Source organism: Undibacterium pigrum (assembly GCF_003201815.1).
In the GTDB taxonomy this organism is placed as follows: Bacteria; Pseudomonadota; Gammaproteobacteria; order Burkholderiales; family Burkholderiaceae_D; genus Undibacterium; species Undibacterium pigrum.
Genome location: NZ_QJKB01000009.1, coordinates 91578 through 112316, shown reverse-complemented (window position 1 = coordinate 112316; position 20739 = coordinate 91578). Strand labels below are relative to the sequence as shown.

Sequence of the window (20739 nt, the reverse complement as noted above, 5' to 3'; positions counted from 1 at the left end):
GTAGGGGGATATGCAGGCATGATAAACAGTTTTTGCATCTGCTGTGCTGAACTTGCTGACCTGGAGACTAACGCCGCTATTGACGCAGGGTATAATGTCGCCCATTGCGCGTGCACTGCCACGCCCCACTGTAAGAGGTAAAACGTGACTTTCATAGAAAAACTTTCCGCTGTCTGGACAGCCAATAATTCCCTGTTGTGCGTGGGCCTTGACCCGGATGTCAGCCGCTTCCCGGCTGAACTTGCGGGCAAGCCTGATGCCATTTATGCATTCTGTAAAACCGTGGTGGATGCCACTGCAGACCTGGCTTGCTCCTTCAAGCCGCAAATTGCTTATTTTGCTGCCCTGCGTGCTGAAGACCAGCTGGAAGAAATCTGTCGCTATATCAAGTCTGCTTATCCGCATCTCCCGGTGATACTTGATGCCAAGCGTGGCGATATCGGTGCGACAGCAGAGCAATATGCGCGCGAAGCTTTTGAGCGTTATGACGCTGATGCAGTGACTGTCAATCCTTACATGGGTTTTGATTCAGTCGCGCCTTATCTGGAATGGAAAGACCGCGGTGCCATCGTGCTCTGTCGTACTTCCAATGCGGGTGGCTCTGACCTGCAATTTCTTGATGTCGGCGGCAAGCCCTTGTACCAGCATGTGGCGCAACTGGTGGCTGATAAATGGAATACCAATGGCCAGTGCGCGCTGGTGGTGGGTGCAACCTTCCCTAAAGAGCTGGCACAGGTGCGTGCTGTGACAGGTGATATGCCTTTGCTGGTGCCCGGCATAGGTGCGCAGGGTGGTGATATCGCCGCTACCGTGCAGGCTGGTAAAACTGCGGCAGGTACAGGCATGATGATTAATTCTTCCCGCGCCATTTTATATGCCACGCCAGTAGCGGGCGAAAGCACGGCAGATGCTATCCGCCGTGTGGCCCTGGAAACGCGTGAGGCGATTAATCTGCATCGGTAATTTAAATACAGTGCCGGAATAATCCTGAATCATTCCGGCATAAAAAGCGCCCCGGGCTTTTCTTAAAAGCTGTGACGTATACCCAGGTGCAGTGCACTGTCACCAGAACCCGCCTCAATGGCGCTGCCTACTGTGTAGCCAGCGCCATTTTTGTTATCTATCCTGGCATATGCCGCATACAGGTCAGTGCGTTTGGATAAGGAATACACATAAGCCACCGCCAGCTGGCTGGCATCCTGGTTCTTTGCTGTCTTGTCGTCTTTGCGGATGTAGGAAGCCAATATCTTGTTGCTGCCAAAAGGCAGGGTCACGCCCAGTAAAAAATCCGTGGAATCTGTCGATGCGGTTGGTGCGGCCAGGCTACCGTAAGGGTTGGCAGTATTGCGCAGCGGTGAGCTGTTCAGGCCCTTGTTGATGCCATAAGCCAGATGGGCTTTGGCTACGCCAAAATCATAGGTGGCAGCCAGCAAAGTGGTTTTGCCATCCTCAGTATTTTTTAATGTTGCAGTGTCATTGTTACGGTTGTGGTAACCCAGGCGTACTGCGAACGGGCCGGACGTGTAGCCAATCGCAGCACCAATCTGACGGCCAGCAGAAGTATCACCAGCAGTTTCACCAAAGCCATATGCCAGCTCACCTGTAAAACCATCAAAAGAAGGCGTGACGTACTTCAAGGTATTGTCCATGCGGCTGGCACCAGTGCCAGAGTTGGGCATGATATTGGCCGCATCACCAGCGAAGCCTGTGCCAAAAGGATCAGCGAAGGCCAGTGTCAGGTATTCAGGCGTGTACTGGCGACCTGCAGTCAAAGTACCAAAGTCGCCCTTAATGCCGACATAGGCCTGGCGTCCAAACATCAAGCCACCCTGGCCTGAAGAACCTGCATCAATATTGATGCCACTTTCCAGCAGGAAGAAGGCAGACAGGCCACCACCCAGATCTTCTGTACCCTTGAAGCCCAGGCGCGAACCTGAGCCTATCCCGCTGGTCAGCTTGCTGACAGAGCCAGCGCTGCCGCCTTTTTCTATGGCGATACCAGTATCAGCAATACCGTAGATAGTGACAGAAGATTGTGCCGCCGCAGAACCGGCGACAGTGCTCATAAAGCCAATGGCACTAATCATGCTCAAGGCAAGGAAAGTCTTTTTCATTTGATAGTCTCAAAAATAGATAAGGAAATGATGTGCAGAAAAAACGCCTTGCCTGATGTGCTGGAAAAAGCAGTGTGATCTGCAGAGGCGAGTACCGACCGGTTTTCCTGTGATCGCGGTCGGAAATTTATTATCGATGAAAAATAATGATTTTACATATAAATTATTAATAAAACTTCGATAAAAAATTAATGATGCGTTGTTTAAAAGTTGAAATTGGATAGAGGAAATATTTGCGCTTATGGGTTTGCGTGTTTTCTGCTGGCAGGCGTGGAATGAAAAAAGGCTGGTGATATCTCATCACCAGCCTTTAGTTACCTTTTTCTTTGCCTTTTTCGCTACCTTTACCGCAAGCTTCGAGTTTGAAGATAAAGCTGTTTATGCTTTCCCGTAACCACCACCACCCGGCGTTTCAATGACAAAGATATCGCCTGCCTGCATATCGGTGCTGGCCACAAAACCCAGCTCTTCAGTACTGCCATCATTCCTGATGACATAGTTTTTACCGCAGGCACCAGCGTCACCACCTGCCGCACCAAAGGGTGCGTACACGCGGTTATTCGAGAGTATCGAAGCCGTCATGTTTTCCAGGAAGCGTATCTTGCGCACGCCGCCATTACCACCATGCCAGCGGCCTGCACCGCCTGAATCTGGCTTGATTTCATAGCTCTCCAGCCTGACGGGATAACGCCATTCCAGTATCTCGGGATCAGTCAGGCGTGAATTTGTCATATGTGTTTGCACCACGTCAGTACCATTGAAACCTTCACCTGCACCAGAGCCACCAGAGATGGTTTCATAGTATTGATAATCATCATTGCCAAAGGTGAAGTTATTCATGGTGCCAGGTGAAGATGCCACCACGCCCAGCGCACCATACAGTGCATTGGTGATACAACTTGAGGTTTCCACATTGCCAGATACTACAGCCGCCGGGTAGCGCGGATTCAACATCGAGCCTTCAGGGATGATGACTTTCAGCGGTTTCAAACAACCGGCATTGAGGGGGATGTCGTCGTCAATCAGGGTCCTGAATACATACAGCACGGCAGCCATGCAAATCGCACTCGGTGCATTGAAATTATTATTCAATTGCGGTGAGGTGCCGGTGAAATCGACTTCGGCAGAACGTGATGCATGATCAACCCTAATCGCAACCTTGATGATGGCACCATTGTCGAGCTTGTATTCATAGTGGCTGTCTTGCAGGGCGGTGATGACACGTCTTACTGCTTCTTCGGCATTATCCTGTACATGGCCCATATAGGCTTGTACGACATCCAGGCCATAGTGCTGCACCATCTTCAGCAATTCATCGACGCCTTTCTGATTGGCGGCGATTTGGGCCTGGAAGTCAGCCAGGTTTTGATGGATATTGCGGCAAGGGTATTTGCCTGAAGAGAGCAGGGCTATGGTTTCTTTTTCCAGTAACTTGCCAGCACTGACCAGTTTGAAGTTATTGATCAGTACGCCTTCTTCTTCCACTACCGTGCTATCCGCAGGCATGGAGCCCGGCGTGATACCGCCTATGTCAGCATGATGGCCGCGCGAACCTACATAGAACAAGACTTCGGTGCCTTCTGCATTGAAGGCAGGCGTGATGACTGTGACGTCAGGCAGGTGGGTGCCGCCGTTGTAGGGGTCATTGAGCATATACACATCGCCCGGCTGCATACTGCCCGCATTGGCGCGGATGATGGTCTTGATACTATCCCCCATGGAACCCAGATGCACAGGGATATGCGGTGCATTCGCAATCAGGTTACCTTCTGCATCAAACAGCGCACAAGAGAAATCCAGGCGCTCCTTGATATTGACCGAGAAGGCCGTATTTTGCAGGCGCAGGCCCATTTGTTCGGCGATGCTCATGAACAGGTTGTTGAATACTTCCAGCATGACCGGGTCAGCCTTGGTGCCTATGGCCTGGCGCTTGGGGCGTGCTTCCAGGCGGGTGAATACCAAGTGATCCAGCGTAGTCACTTCTGCACCCCAGCCTGGTTCTATGATATTGGTCGCATTTTTTTCTGCAATGATGGCAGGACCCTTGATCTTGTCACCGGGGCGCATATCGTCACGGTCATACAAGCCTGTGTCATGCCATTGTCCACCAGAGAACAACTGGACGATTTCCACGGGCTGCAAAGACTGGCCATTTTCTCTTGGTGGTAGATAGTCCATGCTTTCATTGCCTTCGCCGGAATTACCTATGGCTTCGACAGAAATCGCTTCTATGACAAGCTGCTTATTGGACATCAGGAAGGAGTAGCGTTTTTTATAGGCAGATTCAAACTGATGAATCATGCTGGCAATATCCTGCATGGCCACCACGATGACAGAGTCCGTACCTTCGTAACGCAAGTGCACGCGTTGTTTGACGCTGAGATGTTCTGGCGCTACACCCTGGCTCAACAAATCATTGCTGGCTGCATCGGACAAGCGTGCCAGTTCTTTTTCCAGTGCAGGTATTGATTCTGGTGCCAGAGGTAATTCCATCGCCAGTTCACGCATGGCAGTCTGGTCTGCCAGGCCCATACCATAGGCAGACAAGACACCTGAGAATGGATGAGCAAACACCCTGGTCATGCCCAAGGCATCTGCCACCAGACAGGCATGCTGGCCGCCCGCACCGCCAAAGGTGGTCAGGGTATAGTCAGTCACATCATGGCCGCGCTGCACCGAGATAAATTTGATCGCATTGGCCATATTGCCGACGGCAATTTCAATAAAGCCTTCAGCCACTTCTTCCGGTGATTTGCGTATGCCTGTGGCTTTTTCTATCTCTGCTGCCATGGCGGTGAATTTCTCGACGACAGCGTCCCTGTCCAGCGACATGTCTGCTTTGGGTCCAAACACTTTAGGGAAATAGCTGGGCTGGATTTTACCCAGCATGACATTACAATCAGTCACGGCCAATTGCCCACCGCGTCGGTAACTGGTGGGGCCGGGGTTGGCACCTGCACTGTCAGGGCCTACGCGATAACGGGTGCCGTCAAAATGCAGGATGGAGCCACCGCCAGCAGCAACAGTATGTATGCTCATCATCGGCGCGCGCATCCTGACACCGGCAACCTGGGTTTCAAATTCGCGCTCGAACTCACCTGCGTAATGGGACACGTCTGTCGATGTGCCGCCCATGTCAAAACCGATGATCTTGTCAAAACCCGCTGTCTGGGCAGTGCGTACCATGCCCACTATACCGCCAGCCGGGCCTGACAATATGGAGTCCTTGCCCTGGAAGCGGTGCGCATCGGTCAAGCCGCCATTACTCTGCATGAAGAACAGGCGCACGCCATCCATCTTGCTGGCAACCTGGTCGACATAGCGGCGCAGGATAGGGGACAAATAGGCATCCACTACTGTGGTATCGCCACGCGAGATCAGCTTCATCATGGGGCTGACCTGATTGGAAATGGAGATTTGCGTGAATCCTGCTTTAGCAGCGAGTTTGCCTATGATGTCTTCATGCTGGGTGTGTCGATAACCGTGCATAAGCACGATGGCCAGTGCGCGGTAACCATCTGTATATAAGGCGGCCAGTTCCTTCTTGACCGCTTCTTCATCCAGGGCTTGCAAGATATTGCCATGCGCATCAATGCGTTCATCTACTTCCACGACTTTTTCATACAAGAGTTCTGGCAAGACAATGTGGCGGTCAAACAGGCGAGGGCGGTTTTGATACGCAATGCGCAGAGCATCACGAAAACCTTTGGTGATGATGAGCGCAGTCGGGTCACCCTTGCGTTCCAGAAGGGCATTGGTGGCAACAGTGGTACCCATCTTGACGGCAGATACCAGCTCAGGCGAGATATTTTGATCTGCTGTCAAACCAAGTACACCTTGTATGCCTGCTACGGCAGCATCTTTATATTGCTCAGGATTCTCTGACAGCAGTTTATGGGTCAGTAATTTGCCATCCGGGCGGCGTGCCACGATGTCAGTAAACGTACCACCTCTGTCTATCCAGAATTGCCAGCGTTGATCTTCAACGAAGTCATTGTGTGCCTGTTTCTGTTGATTCATTTTGCAACCACCTTTCTTAAAGAGATGTTGCCGTCACACGGCAAAGTCTTGTCCTGGTCTGGAGCCATTTTTATCCCGGGCTGCAAATTTTGTGTCAAAAATCAGACAGTAATTTGTTTGCAGCTTACGCCCCGGATGTTCAGATGCAATGGATATCCAATATTAAAAAAGCAAAAAAGTTCACTATTCCTGTGCATCGCCGCTACAGCGTGGTGCAGTTTTATGCTGCATGTTCACTATGAGGAAAAAAATTTTATAAACATCTTGTGGATTTTTCCTTTGATGATATTGTAGTAGTTAATCAGATTAAATGTAAGATATTTTATTGACGTTTTATCGATAAAACGTTTACGATGTGATCTATTGAAAGGGTAAATAATGTTGGAATCAATTCAAGGCAAGCTGAGTTTCTCCCGCTTATCTACTCATTTATCTGCGTATTCTCGTAGACGATTTGTTGGTTTTTGCATGCTGGCTAGCACATCGGCGATGGCATTTACAGTGAATGTATATGCAGAGACTGTGGATATACGCATTGCCACAGCCTACGCCGCAGATAATTTTCAGACCATGAATTTGCAACAGTTCGCAAATGAAGTGGCAAGTGCCACTAGTGCCACCAATGGTCAGGTAAAGATGAAAGTGTTTGCTGCTGGTAGCTTATTAAAGCCGGCAGAGATATTTTCTGGCGTGGTCAATGAAAAAGCCGAGGCTGGTGAAGTCATCATGTCCAGCCTCGCTAAAGAGATACCAGTGTTTGGCCTGGATTCTTTGCCATTCACTGTCAGGGGTTATGAAGATGCGCATCAGCTTTGGCAGGCATCTAGAGCAGAAGTAGAGAAGGCGCTGGCCAAGCGTGGTTTGAAATTGCTGTATTCCGTACCCTGGCCACCACAGAATTTGTATTCGAAAAAGCCGCTGAGTTCATTGGCAGATTTCAAGGGCATGCGTATGCGCAGCTATAACCCCGCCAGTGAACGTATCGCTGAATTGTCGATGGCGACTGCAGTACCAGTGCAAGTGATAGACCTGGAAAAAGCCATTGCCAGCGACAAGCTTGATGTGATGATTACCTCAAGCTGGACCGGGGTGGAAACCAAAGCCTGGAGCAAGATGACGTACTACTACCAGGCTCATGCATGGATACCAAAAAATATCGTCTTCATTAGCCAGAAAGTGTTTTCCAGGCTGGATGCAGAAGCGCAAAAGAAAATGATGGACGCAGCCCAGGCAGCAGAGAAACGTGGCTGGGCTATGAGTCGCGATAGTGATGCCGGTTTTGAAAACCAGCTACGCAATAACAAGATCAAGGTTGACAGGGTAGATGCGCTATTAAGAAATAACCTCGACAGGCTGGGCGAACAATTTGTCAGGGAATGGCTGAAAACCGCAAGTAATGAAGAGGTAGCGATTTTATTGAAATACACGACTGAAAGGTCGATGAAGTAAATCCTTGGCTGGCAAGGGCAGAAGTAGAAAATCACGAAGTTAAGAAGTCAGAAAACAGGTAGTCAGGAAACGGCTCTCATCAAAGTAATTACAGAGGGCTGACATTTAATTAAATTGGAGCGTTTAATAATGTTTACAAATACCATCAAAAAAATTGTCCGTGCTGGCTTGCTTGTCAGCCTGGGTCTGAGTTTTTGCTACTCTGCCTATGCGCAGCAAGAAATCAAGATAGGCGTTATCTATCCATTGTCTGGTGCTGCTGCTTCATCAGGCAGTGAAATGAAAAATGCGCTGGAATTGGCTGCTGACATCGTCAACAACGGAGCTAAAACTGTACCTAATCTGCCATTTTCTGCTGGCGGTGGTTTGCCTAATCTGAAGGGGGCAAAAATCAAGCTGGTATTTGCTGATCATCAGGGTAATCCGCAAATTGGCGCGACAGAAACCGAGCGACTGATTACTCAGGAAAAAGTGGTTGCCATCGTCGGTGCCTACTTCAGCAATGTGACAGCGACTTCCAGCCAGGTCGCAGAAAAATACAAGATCCCCTATGTGAACCCTGAATCATCATCTTCAACTTTGACGCAGCGTGGCTTTAAATGGTTCTTCCGCACGACGGCGCATGATGATTTGTTTGTCCATAACTTCTTTGATTTTTTCAAAGAACTCGAAGCCAAAAAAGGCATCAAGGTCAAGCAACTGGCCACCTTCAATGAAAACACTTTATGGGGTAATGAAACCACCAAGCTGGAAACCAAGCTGGCAGCAGAAAAAGGCTATAACCTGGTGAAGACCATCGTCTATCCAGCCAAGAGCACACAGCTGACTTCTGAAGTACAGCAATTGAAGTCAGCCAACCCGCAAGTCGTCATGCAGTCTTCTTATCTGGGTGACGCCATCATGTCCATGAAAACCTATAAGGAACTGGGCTTTTCACCTGAGATGATCCTGGCGAACAATGCAGGATTTACTGACACGGAATTCCGCCGCACCCTGGGCAAGGATGCTGACTACGTCATCACCCGCGAAGTTTGGTCACCTGATCTGGCAAAAAATAACCCGCTGATCAAGCAAGTCAATGATTTGTATAACAGCAAATACAAGGCTGACTTTACTGGCAACTCTTCCCGCACTTTTACTGGCTTGATGACCCTGGTTGATGCCATCAACCGTGCCGCTTCTACCGAGCCAGAAGCAATTCGTAAAGCCCTGGTAGAAACAAATATCCCCGCCAATAAACTCATCATGCCGTGGAAAGGCATTAAGTTTGATGAGCATGGCCAGAACGTTTTGGGTTCCGGCATCTTGGTGCAGATCATTGATGGCAAGTACAACACAGTATGGCCTTTTGATCTGGCGACTAAAGATGTGGTGTGGCCTATGCCTAAGTGGGATCAACGCAAATAAGAACGTGTCTACGATCTTACTGCGCAAGCGTGATCGGGGCTCATGTGCTGCTCAAAATGCTCATGTACTTAAGTACATTCCGCTTTTTGCGCTGCGTTTTTATCACCCTGACCCCGCTGACGCTCGCTCGCTACAGATCGTAAACACGTTCTAAAAAATCAACAAAACATGAAGCACGCTTGCCCGTTTTTGATCGGGCAAGTTAGAAACTCAGAAAAAAATATCTGGCGAAACCTGACGCCGGATATACATATAGGAAGTGCGAGGAGAAAATGTCCCTTGAAATTATTATTCAAACTCTGGCATCCGGGATCTTGATCGGTTTGATCTATGCGCTGGTGGCGATAGGTTTGACGCTGATCTTTGGTGTCATGGATATCGTCAATTTTTCTCATGGTGAATTTCTGATGTTCGGCATGTATTCCAGTTTCTGGATGTACTCGCTGTTTGCATTGGACCCCATGTTTACCCTGCCATTAACGGCACTGTTCTTGTTTGCGCTGGGCACGCTGTTGTACAAGCTCATCATCAAGAAAATCACCAATGCACCTATGCTGTCGCAGATTTTTACCACTTTCGGTTTGATGATGTTGTTCCGTGGCCTGGCACAATTTTTCTGGAAGCCAGATTTCAGGACGGTTGATCATTCCATTGTCTCCGGTGCGGTACAGGTATTCGGTATACAGGTGGGTATGCCACAGGTGACTGCAGGTGTTGGTGCGATTCTGGTGACCATGGGCATCTACCTCTTCCTCACCAAGACTCGAGCTGGTGCTGCACTTGAGGCCACTGCTGCTGACAAAGAGGCGGCACAGCTGATGGGCATAGACTCACAAAAAATGTTTGCCATGGCCTGGGGCATAGGTGCTGCCTGCGCCGGTGTGGCGGGTGCACTGTTGTCTACCTTTTTTCCCATCTTCCCTGAAGTGGGGGCGAACTTCATCCTGATTGCTTTCGTTGTCGTGAACCTAGGTGGTTTCGGTAGCGTGATTGGTGCTTTGTTCGCTGGAATCATCGTCGGTGTCATCGAAGTCATGGGCGGTTTCCTGATAGGGCCGCAATATAAATTGGCCCTGGTGCTTGGCTTGTTCCTGGCGGTGTTGATGTTCCGTCCGCAAGGACTGATGGGTAAGCAATAGCGTAGAAGAGAAGGTACAAAATGAACATACAAGACAAAACCGTGATCTCGGCGCATGAGTTGCTGGCGCCAGATTCACATGGCAATTCTTCGGTCAAATACATACTGCTGGCCCTGTGCGTGCTTGCTGCATTGCTGGTGCCTGTGGTGGTCAAAGACCCTTCGCATCAAAATCTGGCGATATTGATTTTGATGGCAGCACAACTGGGCGTAGCCTGGAATATCGTCGGTGGCTATGCAGGCCAGGTTTCGCTGGGGCATGTCGCCTTTTACGGTCTCGGCGCATATACCTCGACATTGTTGCTGACACAATGGGGTTTCAACGCCTGGGTGGCCATGTTATGCGGTGGCATATTGTCAGCAGCAATCAGCCTCATCATAGGCTGGTCATGCTTTCGCCTCAACGGCCATTACTTTGGCATGGCAACCATTGCGGTGGCTGAAATCATCCAGATTATTTTCACCAACTGGGAATATGCTGGTGCTGCTGTTGGCCTGACCCTGCCCATGGACCAGCAAGGATGGGGCAGCATGATATTTACCGACAAGGCACCGTATTACTACATTGCCCTCGGTCTTTTGCTGCTGACGCTGGCGGTGAATTACTGGATAGAACACAGCTATCTGGGTTATTACTTCCGCGCCATCAAGGATGAGCCAGATGCAGCGCGCAGCCTGGGTATCAACCTCAGCCGTTACAAGCAAATTGCCTTTGCGGTCAGTAGCTTTTTTACGGCCATCGGTGGCAGTCTGTATGCGCAGAAGGAACTGTATATAGACCCGGGTTCAGTCCTGCATACCGGCCTGTCGATCAAGATGGCACTGGTTTCCATACTCGGTGGGGTAGGTACATTGCTGGGGCCGGTCATAGGCGCAGGTGTTTTGACTTTCATAGAAGAAGGTACGCGCGCCCTGTTTGGTGGCTCTGGCCGCGGTACTGACCTGGTCATCTATGCGGCATTGATTGTGGTGATCGCGGTGTATTACCCGACAGGTGTGATGGGCTGGATCAAGCAATTCTTTGCGCGCAGAAAAGCTGTCAAGGCACAAAAAGAACAAGACGTACAAGAGGCAAAAAGGGAGGCAGCATGAGCTTGTTGCGAGTAGAGAGCGTCAGCAAACGCTTTGGCGGCATCACCGCCAACCAGGATGTCTCATTTGAAGTGGGCGCAGGCAAGATCGTCGGCCTGATAGGCCCGAACGGTGCAGGCAAGACCACCATGTTCAATTGCATCGCTGGTTATGCGCCACCGACTACTGGTGAAATCTGGATGAATGACATCAAGGTATCCGGCATGAGCCCCGAGCAATGTGCGCGTGCCGGCATAGGCCGTACCTTTCAGGTTGCACGTACTTTCACCAGCATGACAGCGCTGGAAAACGTCATGGTCGGTGCTTTTTTGATCAACAAGAATGTCGGCGATGCGAGACAGAGTGCTGCCAGGCTGCTGAGCTTTGTCAACCTCGGCCAATTCAGGGACAAGCCAGCAGGCAGCATGACCATCAGCGAGCAACGTCGTCTTGCGGTAGCACGCGCACTGGCAGTCAAGCCGCGTCTGCTATTGATGGATGAAGTCATGGCTGGCCTGAACCCGACAGAAGTCAGGGAGACTGTCGATGTGGTCCTGAAAATCCGTGAAGAAGGTATTTCCTGCCTTATCGTTGAGCATGTGCTCGAAGGCATCATGCCCATTGCTGATGCCATCGTCGTGCTCGATTACGGCAAGAAGATCGCCGAAGGCAGTCCTGAACAAGTATCCAGAGATCCCAAAGTGATCGCTGCTTATCTGGGAGATGAATGATGCTGCAAGTAAGAAATTTGAGAGTCAGTTATGACGGTGTGCTGGCCTTGTCAAAAGTCGATATCGATGTAGAGAAGGGCAAAATCGTTGCCCTGGTCGGCGGTAATGGCAATGGCAAATCCACTACCTTGCGGGCAATCGCCGGCTTGAATGCGGCAGATGCAGGCCAGATCGTATTCGATGGCAAGCCACTGGATAAAACCCCGGCCTGCAAACGAGTTGGCCTGGGGCTTTCGCTGGTGCCGGAAGGGCGACGCATCTTTGCCCGCCTGACGGTGGAAAGAAATCTGCAACTGGGTGCCTACACTCGCAAAGATGAAAACGAAGTGGCTGAATCCATCGATACCATGTACAGCTTATTCCCCATCCTCAAGGAAAGGCGTTATCAGCTCGCAGGCACCATGAGTGGTGGCGAGCAGCAAATGCTGGCGATAGGGCGGGGCTTGATGGCCAAGCCCAAGATGCTCTTGCTGGATGAGCCTTCCTGGGGTATTGCTCCCAAGTTTGTCACCAAGGTGCTTGACACCATACAACTGATCAATCAGCAGGGTATGTCGATATTGCTGGTCGAGCAAAACCTGCACAAGGCGCTGGCGATTGCCCATCATGGTTATGTGATACAGACAGGCCGCATTGTCATGCAAGGCACGGGGCAAGACTTGCTGAATAATGAAGATGTCAAAAAAGCCTATCTGGGAGTCTGATATGCAGGCTGGCGACAACAATGTAAAAAGCTATCCAAGAATCAGCGCAAAAAAATTGCGTGGCCTTTGCCGCACGGGGGAGTTCAGCGGGCCTACCTCCGGGCTGGCCAGCGGTCATGTCCAGGCCAATCTGATGATCGTGCCCAGGGAATATGCCTTTGATTTTTTGCTGTTTTGTCAGCGTAACCCCAAGCCTTGCCCTCTGGTGGAAGTGCTGGAGGCTGGCTTGTTTGAAGCGCAGTGCGCACCAGGCTCAGATATCCGCACTGACCTGGGTGCTTATCGCATTTACGAACATGGCCAGTTGAAAAAGGAAGTCAGCGACATAAGACACATCTGGGATACCTGCGGGCCAGACGGCCTGGTCAGTTTTTTGCTGGGTTGCAGTTTTTCTTTTGAAACTGCCCTGGTGGAAGCGGGCATACCCTTGCGTCATATCCAGCAAAAGAAAAATGTGGCAATGTACCGCACTTCCATACCCTGTGTACCAGCAGGACGTTTCAGCGGCAATATGGTGGTGAGCATGCGTCCAGTCAAAAGCCGGGATATTGCCAGGGCTGTAGAGGTGTCGGCACGTTATCCGCGTGTGCATGGTGCACCTGTGCACATAGGCAACCCGGCGGCGCTGGGCATACGCGACCTGGCTTTGCCGGACTATGGTGATGCGGTGGATATTGCTGAGGATGAGTTACCGGTTTTCTGGGCTTGCGGTGTGACGCCGCAATATGTGGCTGAGCTCAGCAAGCTGCCTTTTTGCATTTCGCATGCGCCGGGCAAGATGTTTGTGACGGATTTACTGACTGATGATATGTGTAACTGATACCGGATCAGGTGCGTAATGATCAGAACGTCGATTTTTTATTGATAAATTAATGCAAAAAGGCCGATTTTTTTCACAAAGAAGATAAAATTAAATAAAGCACTTTGTTGGTCTTTCAATCAATTTAAATTATAAAGAGTCAATATGTCCACGACAAAACCTGCCAAAAAAACTGGATTAAGCCCTGCGGCATCCAGTGCTACACCCAGAGTACCCATCGTCTCCTCTTCCCATCTGGCTGAGGGCAGGAGTTCAGAATTGAGTGAGTTTGAGTTCGGAATGATTATTGCCAGCAATGCCTTTAACCGCTGGGCAGTCAGGTGCATGGCCGCGGTGGGCATGAAGGACATGACCATCACCGACGTGCTGGTGTTGCATCATATTAATCACCGCGCGAGGGAAAAGAAGCTGGCAGATATCGCCTTCATTTTGAATATTGAAGACACCCATATCGTCAATTATTCCTTGAAAAAATTGCAGGCATTGAAGCTGGTGCAGACAGAAAAACGCGGCAAGGAAATCCTTTATTCGACCAATGAAGCGGGCCGCGACGTATGCCAGCGTTATTCGGAAATCCGTGAACAGGTACTGGTATCTGCACTGACAGGCGATGGCACTGAAAGCTTTGAATTAAGCGAGCTGGCGCGCTTTTTACGTGTCTTGTCTGGCTTGTATGAACAGGCGGCCAGGGCGGCTACATCGCTGTAGCAAGGCCTTGCCGCTGAGTTTACTCTCAGGCTTCGTTGCCTGAGAGTGTATGTGAGATTTTGCGTCGGACTTTTTATGATTCTTCATGTAACTGTCTTGCATGCTTCTGGTTCTTTTTCACATTGATTGCCAGCAAGATGACGATGAGTTTGAAGATCATGAAAGCGATAAAGATACTCAGCGCCAATGGCAATATCATGAGGGCAATGGCGATGGCCAGGCAGACCACCAGCAAGTGTGGCAGCGGTAATTCCATCATGGCGATGAAAGCTTTGCGGCAGAAATAATAAAATTCATGCGCGCCCTGGCGCAGCAGTACCAGTATTTGGTCGATTTGAGCAGATTTCATGATGGTTTCCCTTATTTTCTATGTTGTTTAAGTTCGCTACTTGCTGCGATGGAGACAGAATACCCCTTTGATTTTCCGCTCGCTGCCGCTGTGCGACGAAATGCATGTTTGCGGGATTAAAAGGTAGCTTTGGCCGCTTAAGGGGGACAGGGGTATTGATTGCTATTGAAACTAGTTCAATAGTGGACTCGGGCAATTGATAAATCATGTAAGCAGTCGTTGCCAGACCTGCAAAAAACAGTTTGCCAAGGTACAATAAAAAATCGTCAGCATTCTCATTGCTATCATGACAGACCAAAAAACTACCGAATTTGCTTTCCTCGAAGCTTTTACCGCGGAATTGTCTGCCAAAAAGCTGGTCTTCCCTACTTCTTTGGGGGCGACCATGAAGATAAGGAAGGCACTGGGCCAGGCCGATATTTCTATCGACATGGTGACCCGCATCATAGGTACCGAGCCTGTCTTGTCTGCCAAGGTACTGCACCTGAGTAATTCTGCCAGCTTTAATGTTCAGGGCAAAAAAATTACCGATTTGCGTGCCGCGACCAATTTGCTGGGGTTTTCAGCCATACGCAATATCGCCATTTCAGTGGGTATGAAGCAACTGGCAGAGAATAAATACAATGGCAGCCTGTCTGCGCAGATGGATGGCCTGTGGCGACGTAGCTTGCGTGTAGCTGCGCTGGCCATGGTCATCGCCAGAAAATATACGCGCCTGAGTGCCGACAAGGCCATGCTGGCAGGATTGCTGCACGATATCGGTAAATTCTATATTTTGAACCGGGCCAATCATTATCAGGAGTTGTTCAGTACACAACAGGTATTGTGGGACTTGATAGATCATTGGCATGCCAGCATAGGCAGCGCGATATTGGAAGACTGGGAAATTTCTGAAGATATCCACAACGCAGTGCTGAACCACCGCGAACACCAGCCCGGACCTACCCACAGAGTGGGCCTCATTGATGTTGTGGCCGTGGCTGATTTTCTGGATGCACATTTTGTCAATGAAAGCATCGCAGACCTGGACTGGAATACCGTACCGGCCAGCTTTAAACTGCTCAATATTGATCCTGATAATATTGACGAACTGATGCAGGAAACCAGGACTGAACTGGCCCTGGTACTGAAGGCGATCAATTAGGGCATCACTCCTAGTGAGAGAGGCGTTCCTGCGTCAACTGAGTAAAGGTTTGATGCGCTCATAGCCAGCCCGGCTGACCGGTATTTGTACGCCACTCTTGAGTATGGCGACTTGGCTATCCTTGCTGGTTTTTTCCAGCGCCTGCAATGCACTGATCTGTATCAGGAAAGAGCGGTGTACGCGCACGAACTTGCTGCTACCTTTTTGAGATTCCAGTTGCGTCTCCAGTTCCGCCAGGCTCTGGGTTTTCATATACGATTTGCCTGCTGCATGAATGAGGATATAGTCATCCTGGGCCTCTACATAATCTATGCTTTCCAGCGGTACCACATGCACCTGGCCGCGGTCACGTATCAGCAGGCGTTGCAGTTTCTCGCTTTGCTGCGTCAACAATGATTCCAGTGCCTGCGTAGCGGGAGCGGCGTCCTGTGCCAGCAGCTTGCGTGCCTTGCTCAGTGCTTCATCGAAGCGCTGCTGGGAAAAAGGTTTCAATAGATAATCGATTGCATGCAGATCAAAGGCTTTCAGCGCATATTGATCATAGGCGGTGCTGAAAATGACACCACTGCGCCTGCCGGTCATTTCCAATACTTCCAGGCCTGTTAATTGCGGCATTTGTATATCCAGCAAGATCAGGTCAGGGTTAAGCCTGCCTATGGCATCGACTGCTTCCAGACCAGTCTCACATTCACCGATGACTTCCAGATCAGGGTGAGCACGCAAGTATTCCAGTGACAGTCTGCGGGCGAGTTCTTCATCATCGACAATCAGGACTTGTAGGCGTTTATTCATGATAGGTTTGCTCAAAAGGCAGAGCCATTTCCAAAGTAAAATTATCGTCTGTACGCTGCCAGCTGACACGCGCCTGATCGCCATACAAGGCAAAAAAGCGCTGACGCAGATTGCTAAGGCCCAGGCCATTGCCCGTGCTATTGCCAGGATCAGCACTGACAGGATTTTCTACCGCGATATGCAGCCAGCGGTCACGCTGAAATATGGTGACCTTGATGACGCCCCCCTTGGGTAAATTGCGTATGCCATGTTTGATGGCATTTTCCAGCAAGGGTTGCAAGATCATGGGCGGGATTTGCGCTTGTTCTGCATCTGCAGCGACCTCAAATTCCACGCCCAGTTTTTTACCAAAACGGATTTTTTCCACCGCCAGGAAATTTTCACAAAGCAGCAATTCTTCCTTCAGGCTGATTTTCTCTTTCTCTGCTATTGCCAGGGTTTGCCGGAAAAAATCAGCAAGTGCTATGGTCATGGTTCGCGCAGCGACTGCATCAATGGCTGTCAGGGCGCTGATGGAATTAAGGCTATTGAATAAAAAATGCGGATCTATTTGCGAACGTAACACTTGTAGTTCTGCATCCCTGGCTAACAGGCGTGATGCCGCTTCGCGCCGTTCAGCTTCCCTTATATTGTCGAAGGCGATATAGACATCAAAGGCCAGCAGCGCCAGCAAATAAACCGCGAAGCCAGTGATGAAAAAAAGCACCAGCAAATGCGGGCTCAAATGCAGTACCTCGACTTCGTCAGCAGCCAGTACCAGCACCTTGTTCCAGCCATAGCAAAGCCCTAGCCAACTGATACCGGAAACCATGGCAGCACTGGCAAATACCAGGGTGGCTATGCTGAAACTGCGGCGATTGAAGGGGAGCGAGCGACAAACAAAATAAGCTGAGGAAGTCAGAAAGCTGCCGAATAAAGCCACTGGCAGCGAAAACAGCAAGGCAAATGACCAGTTTGCCAGATCAGCCGTGACCAGTAGCCTGGCTATCAGTACGCCTGTGAAAATCCAGGCAATGATATAGACCATGAAGCGACGGCGATCTGACAAAATGGGATGCATGCAGCGATTGTCCTCAGTTGTTGTTCAGTTGTTGCTCAGTTTTGTTTCAGTTTTTTATTTCCACGCCACCCATGATGGCGTAGCCCTTGATATACAGTTTTTTTGCATTCAGTATCGGGGGCACGGTTTTGTCATCAAAGCCGCCAAGTATCGGTGATCCGTGTGATATCACGGTCCAGTCATTTGGTACTTTCAGGACGATACCACCCCACATGGCAAATACATTCAGGACGGCCTCTGATTGTATTGATGCGCTGCGTAAATCCAGTTCTACACCACCCATGACGCAATTGATTTCACCACCGCGAAAATCCTGCGCACTGTTTTGCAGTTTGTTGCCACTCATGACGGCGACGATATTGCAGACTGAGTCCTGGTCGCCATCCTTGGAAATCAATTTTTCCGGATTGCCGACCTTGCCTTTGAAGATCACGATCAAGCCAGCAACGATGAGGAAAACCGGCCACCAGTCACGCATGCGGAAGTAGATAATACCCATGTGATGCAAGAGTAGCAAACCGCCAAGGCTGATAAAGCCGCAGCCTATAATGTAACCAGTTGTGGTATCACTCTTAGAGATTTTCAGGGCGCCAATAGCAATGAAGACCATAGGCCAGAAGTGAAAAATCTCACGTGCCCTGAACAGGTTCAGGTTGTCCAGCAGCGCCAAAGCACCAAAAATCAGGAGCAGGGCACCGATTACTATTCGGCCCTGGGGATTGTCGTTTTTCATGATAATGATCCGGAAGTGATGAGTAGCGAAATTATTTTTGTGTTTCTCTGCTGGCCAGCAATCCACCGACGAGATGCTGGACGCCAAAAGCAATCAGCAACAAGGGCCAGCTGGTGCGGAAGTTCCAGCCCCACAGGTGCTCTATGGAGGCATACAGCCAAAATGCAAATATCAGGTTGAAACAGCCCTTGGCAATATGCTCAGGCTTACTGGTGCTGATAATGTCAACCACGCCACCTAAAGCTATCATGGCTGGTAACAGGAACCAGTAGTCGACCGCGTAAATCATTTCCATACGGTCCATCAAAAAGACACTGCCTGCGACGATCAGGGCAAGGCCAAAAAACAAATTACCTTTGCTGTGACGCTGAGCATTTGAGTTATCAGACATATCGTATCCTTTCATTTATCAAAAACTTCTGTGTTTTTGTTCTGTGAGATCAAGATACTGAAAGTGCAGACGCTTGTCGCCTTCATTTCGGCGAATGGCGGTTTTCGTCGGTGATTGACGAAAAGCGGGTGTGACGAGGAAATTGAACGCAGGATTGTATGACAGCCCTGCATAAACAGCGCTGTCATGCGATGATGGGTTTAACTCAGGAGCTGAATGAAGTGTTCGGCAGTGCGCACTATGCGTTTTGATTCTGTGCCAAAGAGATCGTGGGTCTCTTGCACTATGTATTCGTTGGAACCCTTGGTGCAGTACAGCAGGCCACGGAAATTCGTCCCCAGATAGGTGAAAGGTGCCAGTTTGGTCTTGACTGGCACGTCGCTGCCTATCAGTGCGCGTAGTTTGCGTTCTACATCGTAAAGGCTTTTTTCATCGAGTGTGACCGTGGCACCCTTGGGCGTGGGGAACGTCGATTGAAAAGAGGGATTTTGTCCCATGGGGTTCCTGAACGAGATTTTAATGCCCAGTTTCAAGAACTTGGATACCGCAGTGAAGTCATTTTCATCGTACATGGCAATGTCCCGGAAAACCGTGCCGCCAAACATGGTGGCAGCACTATATGATGTAGAAAGATTGCCAGAAATCAGTCATTTATACAACTTTTCTTGTATGCCACATGAGTCAAAAACAAAAGCATTTTACATACTGTAACCCTTGGCCATGAGGACCGCACCAGCCAATATGAACAATATGCCAGCCAGTTCCAGCTTCAATATCGTCTGTATGCTCCTGGCCTGGCTCTCAGGCAGGGCCGGTAACTGGTTCAGTTTGAGCGCCTTGCCCCAGCGCAGGAATACCATGGTCGGGTAAATGGATAGCAAGCCAACGATGATGAACGCAGTCATCTTGAGCATGAAGGCGTGGCTATGCAGATAATAATCCTGGCCTTTTTCAAAGTACATGACACGCAATACACCCAGTACAATGATGAGCATGGCGCTCAAGCCATATATGCTGTCGATGAAACGCAGGCTTTTTGCCGATGACAGGGTGAGGGGCTGGCGTATCAGCACCAGCTCTGCCAGTAAGCTAGCTACAAGAGTAAAGGCAGCGATGTGGTGCAGCAAGGCGATGACAATATTCACGGGATAGCTCCGGTTACAAGCAGGAATGTGCAGAAAGTCTAAGCCATTTGCACCTTGCTTGCTTTAAAAATAAGACCAGCCCCCACAATTTTGTCGTCAGCCAGCCAAAATCCGGCGCGAGCAGTGTTATTACTGCAGCGAATCACATATTGGCAAACTCAGGGCTTGCAGGATATTGCCCTGCTTATCCTGGGCAAATGCCAGCAAGGATAAATTCTTGCGCTTTGCATTGACAGGTAAAGTTAATTGGCTGGCAAAGCTGGCTGGCTTGCCAGCAGCGAGTTGATAGGCATCTCCCCATTCTCTGGCGACAAAATCATGTTGTAAGCTGGCACCGCGGTTTTCGCCCGCCTGTATTTTGCTGACCAGGCCTTGTTCGATCAAGGCAAAATGCAGCCTGGCATCTTGCCTGCTATTGCCTTGCAGATTGAAATACAGCTTGTTATCTGCCAGCTTTTCTATACCAAGATGTAGCGATGCCATGGCTGGCTTTTGATTGATGCGACGGATATCATCCGCCATGCCATTGCGCCAGTTGCGAATTTCTTTGCCAGCGATAAAAATCTCTGGCGTATATACAGTACGTGAGCCTGCCAGGTCGGCCAGATGTCTTTGTCTTTCGGTGAAAGTCTTTTTGCCAAAGACATCTTTCCAGCCCAGGTGATCCCAGTAATCGACATGCAGAGAAAGGAGAATTACCTGTTCACTGTTCAGCCCCGTGCTTTGATACAGGCGACTGATGGTTTTATCGGCAGGCGGGCAACTGTCGCAACCCTCGGAGGTATACAACTCAAGCAGGGCGACCGTGTGGGCAGGGCTGGATTTGCTGCAGATTTCGGCGGCTTGCAGACTACTGGCTAGACAGGCAAAAATGCCAGGCAAGATCAAGGCTTTCATGAACTATCCTCAGTGGGGGTATATTCATTGGTCGTCGCTTGCGCGTTTACCTTACATTGCTCTACT

The 20739-nt window shown here is 49.8% G+C and carries 20 protein-coding genes; 10 read left to right on the top strand and 10 right to left on the bottom strand.

The features are described from left to right. Positions 1-144 precede the first annotated feature (144 nt). Positions 145-963: an orotidine-5'-phosphate decarboxylase gene (gene pyrF, locus DFR42_RS22100; RefSeq protein WP_110257223.1), complete on the top strand. Its 819-nt coding sequence runs from the start codon at positions 145-147 to the stop codon at positions 961-963. Positions 964-1025: 62 nt separating this feature from the next. Here the strand turns inward: pyrF and DFR42_RS22095 are convergent, their stop codons facing one another. Both DFR42_RS22095 and DFR42_RS22090 read right to left on the bottom strand, forming a co-directional pair. Continuing rightward, a complete protein-coding gene (locus tag DFR42_RS22095) occupies positions 1026-2114 on the bottom strand; it encodes a porin (protein WP_110257222.1) in 1089 nt (362 codons plus the stop codon). A gap of 378 nt (positions 2115-2492) precedes the next feature. Then, entirely contained in the window at positions 2493-6134 is a 3642-nt protein-coding gene (locus DFR42_RS22090; protein ID WP_110257221.1) for a hydantoinase B/oxoprolinase family protein, read from the bottom strand. Between the two features lie 378 nt (positions 6135-6512). Here DFR42_RS22090 and DFR42_RS22085 point away from each other — a divergent pair, with 378 nt between their 5' ends. From DFR42_RS22085 to DFR42_RS22050, 8 genes are all read left to right on the top strand, one after another. Continuing rightward, positions 6513-7583 (top strand): TRAP transporter substrate-binding protein, encoded by a 1071-nt coding sequence (locus DFR42_RS22085; RefSeq protein WP_110257220.1) that lies wholly within the window; start codon positions 6513-6515, stop codon positions 7581-7583. Between the two features lie 129 nt (positions 7584-7712). Next, the gene (locus tag DFR42_RS22080; RefSeq protein ID WP_110257219.1) at positions 7713-8990 is read left to right on the top strand and encodes an ABC transporter substrate-binding protein; all 1278 of its coding nucleotides are present in this window, start codon (positions 7713-7715) and stop codon (positions 8988-8990) included. Positions 8991-9262: 272 nt separating this feature from the next. Further along, positions 9263-10129, top strand: a complete 867-nt coding sequence (locus DFR42_RS22075; RefSeq protein WP_110257218.1) for a branched-chain amino acid ABC transporter permease — start codon at positions 9263-9265, stop codon at positions 10127-10129. A gap of 20 nt (positions 10130-10149) precedes the next feature. After that, entirely contained in the window at positions 10150-11220 is a 1071-nt protein-coding gene (locus DFR42_RS22070; protein WP_110257217.1) for a branched-chain amino acid ABC transporter permease, read from the top strand. Beyond that, positions 11217-11930 carry an ABC transporter ATP-binding protein gene (locus DFR42_RS22065; protein ID WP_110257216.1) on the top strand — a complete coding sequence of 238 codons (714 nt, stop codon included), beginning with the start codon at positions 11217-11219 and terminating at the stop codon, positions 11928-11930. Before DFR42_RS22070 ends, DFR42_RS22065 begins: the two co-directional genes overlap by 4 nt. Beyond that, a complete protein-coding gene (locus DFR42_RS22060; protein ID WP_110257215.1) occupies positions 11930-12634 on the top strand; it encodes an ABC transporter ATP-binding protein in 705 nt (234 codons plus the stop codon). Before DFR42_RS22065 ends, DFR42_RS22060 begins: the two co-directional genes overlap by 1 nt. Then, positions 12606-13454: a putative hydro-lyase gene (locus tag DFR42_RS22055; RefSeq protein ID WP_425450899.1), complete on the top strand. Its 849-nt coding sequence runs from the start codon at positions 12606-12608 to the stop codon at positions 13452-13454. Before DFR42_RS22060 ends, DFR42_RS22055 begins: the two co-directional genes overlap by 29 nt. A 144-nt stretch (positions 13455-13598) precedes the next feature. Beyond that, entirely contained in the window at positions 13599-14162 is a 564-nt protein-coding gene (locus DFR42_RS22050; protein ID WP_110257213.1) for a winged helix DNA-binding protein, read from the top strand. Between the two features lie 73 nt (positions 14163-14235). On the opposite strand, the gene DFR42_RS22045 is transcribed toward DFR42_RS22050, so the two are convergent. After that, the gene (locus DFR42_RS22045) at positions 14236-14511 is read right to left on the bottom strand and encodes a hypothetical protein (protein WP_110257212.1); all 276 of its coding nucleotides are present in this window, start codon (positions 14509-14511) and stop codon (positions 14236-14238) included. 286 nt (positions 14512-14797) lie between these two features. Here DFR42_RS22045 and DFR42_RS22040 point away from each other — a divergent pair, with 286 nt between their 5' ends. Further along, entirely contained in the window at positions 14798-15655 is an 858-nt protein-coding gene (locus tag DFR42_RS22040) for an HDOD domain-containing protein (RefSeq protein ID WP_110257211.1), read from the top strand. A 33-nt stretch (positions 15656-15688) separates the two neighbouring features. On the opposite strand, the gene DFR42_RS22035 is transcribed toward DFR42_RS22040, so the two are convergent. From DFR42_RS22035 to DFR42_RS22005, 7 genes are all read right to left on the bottom strand, one after another. Further along, on the bottom strand, positions 15689-16447 hold the full coding sequence (locus DFR42_RS22035; RefSeq protein ID WP_110257210.1) for a LytR/AlgR family response regulator transcription factor: 759 nt from the start codon (positions 16445-16447) through the stop codon (positions 15689-15691). Next, on the bottom strand, positions 16440-17507 hold the full coding sequence (locus DFR42_RS22030; protein WP_110257209.1) for a sensor histidine kinase: 1068 nt from the start codon (positions 17505-17507) through the stop codon (positions 16440-16442). The genes DFR42_RS22035 and DFR42_RS22030 overlap by 8 nt, the downstream gene beginning before the upstream one ends. A 46-nt stretch (positions 17508-17553) precedes the next feature. Next, a complete protein-coding gene (locus tag DFR42_RS22025; RefSeq protein ID WP_110257208.1) occupies positions 17554-18240 on the bottom strand; it encodes a LiaI-LiaF-like domain-containing protein in 687 nt (228 codons plus the stop codon). A gap of 31 nt (positions 18241-18271) precedes the next feature. Beyond that, on the bottom strand, positions 18272-18631 hold the full coding sequence (locus DFR42_RS22020; RefSeq protein WP_110257207.1) for a LiaI-LiaF-like domain-containing protein: 360 nt from the start codon (positions 18629-18631) through the stop codon (positions 18272-18274). A gap of 200 nt (positions 18632-18831) precedes the next feature. Then, on the bottom strand, positions 18832-19203 hold the full coding sequence (locus tag DFR42_RS22015) for a hypothetical protein (RefSeq protein WP_146218944.1): 372 nt from the start codon (positions 19201-19203) through the stop codon (positions 18832-18834). 126 nt (positions 19204-19329) lie between these two features. After that, positions 19330-19776, bottom strand: coding sequence for a DUF2214 family protein (locus DFR42_RS22010; protein ID WP_170133633.1), 447 nt, complete (start codon positions 19774-19776; stop codon positions 19330-19332). 129 nt (positions 19777-19905) lie between these two features. Continuing rightward, positions 19906-20673 carry a DUF1223 domain-containing protein gene (locus DFR42_RS22005; protein ID WP_110257204.1) on the bottom strand — a complete coding sequence of 256 codons (768 nt, stop codon included), beginning with the start codon at positions 20671-20673 and terminating at the stop codon, positions 19906-19908. Positions 20674-20739: the final 66 nt, after the last annotated feature.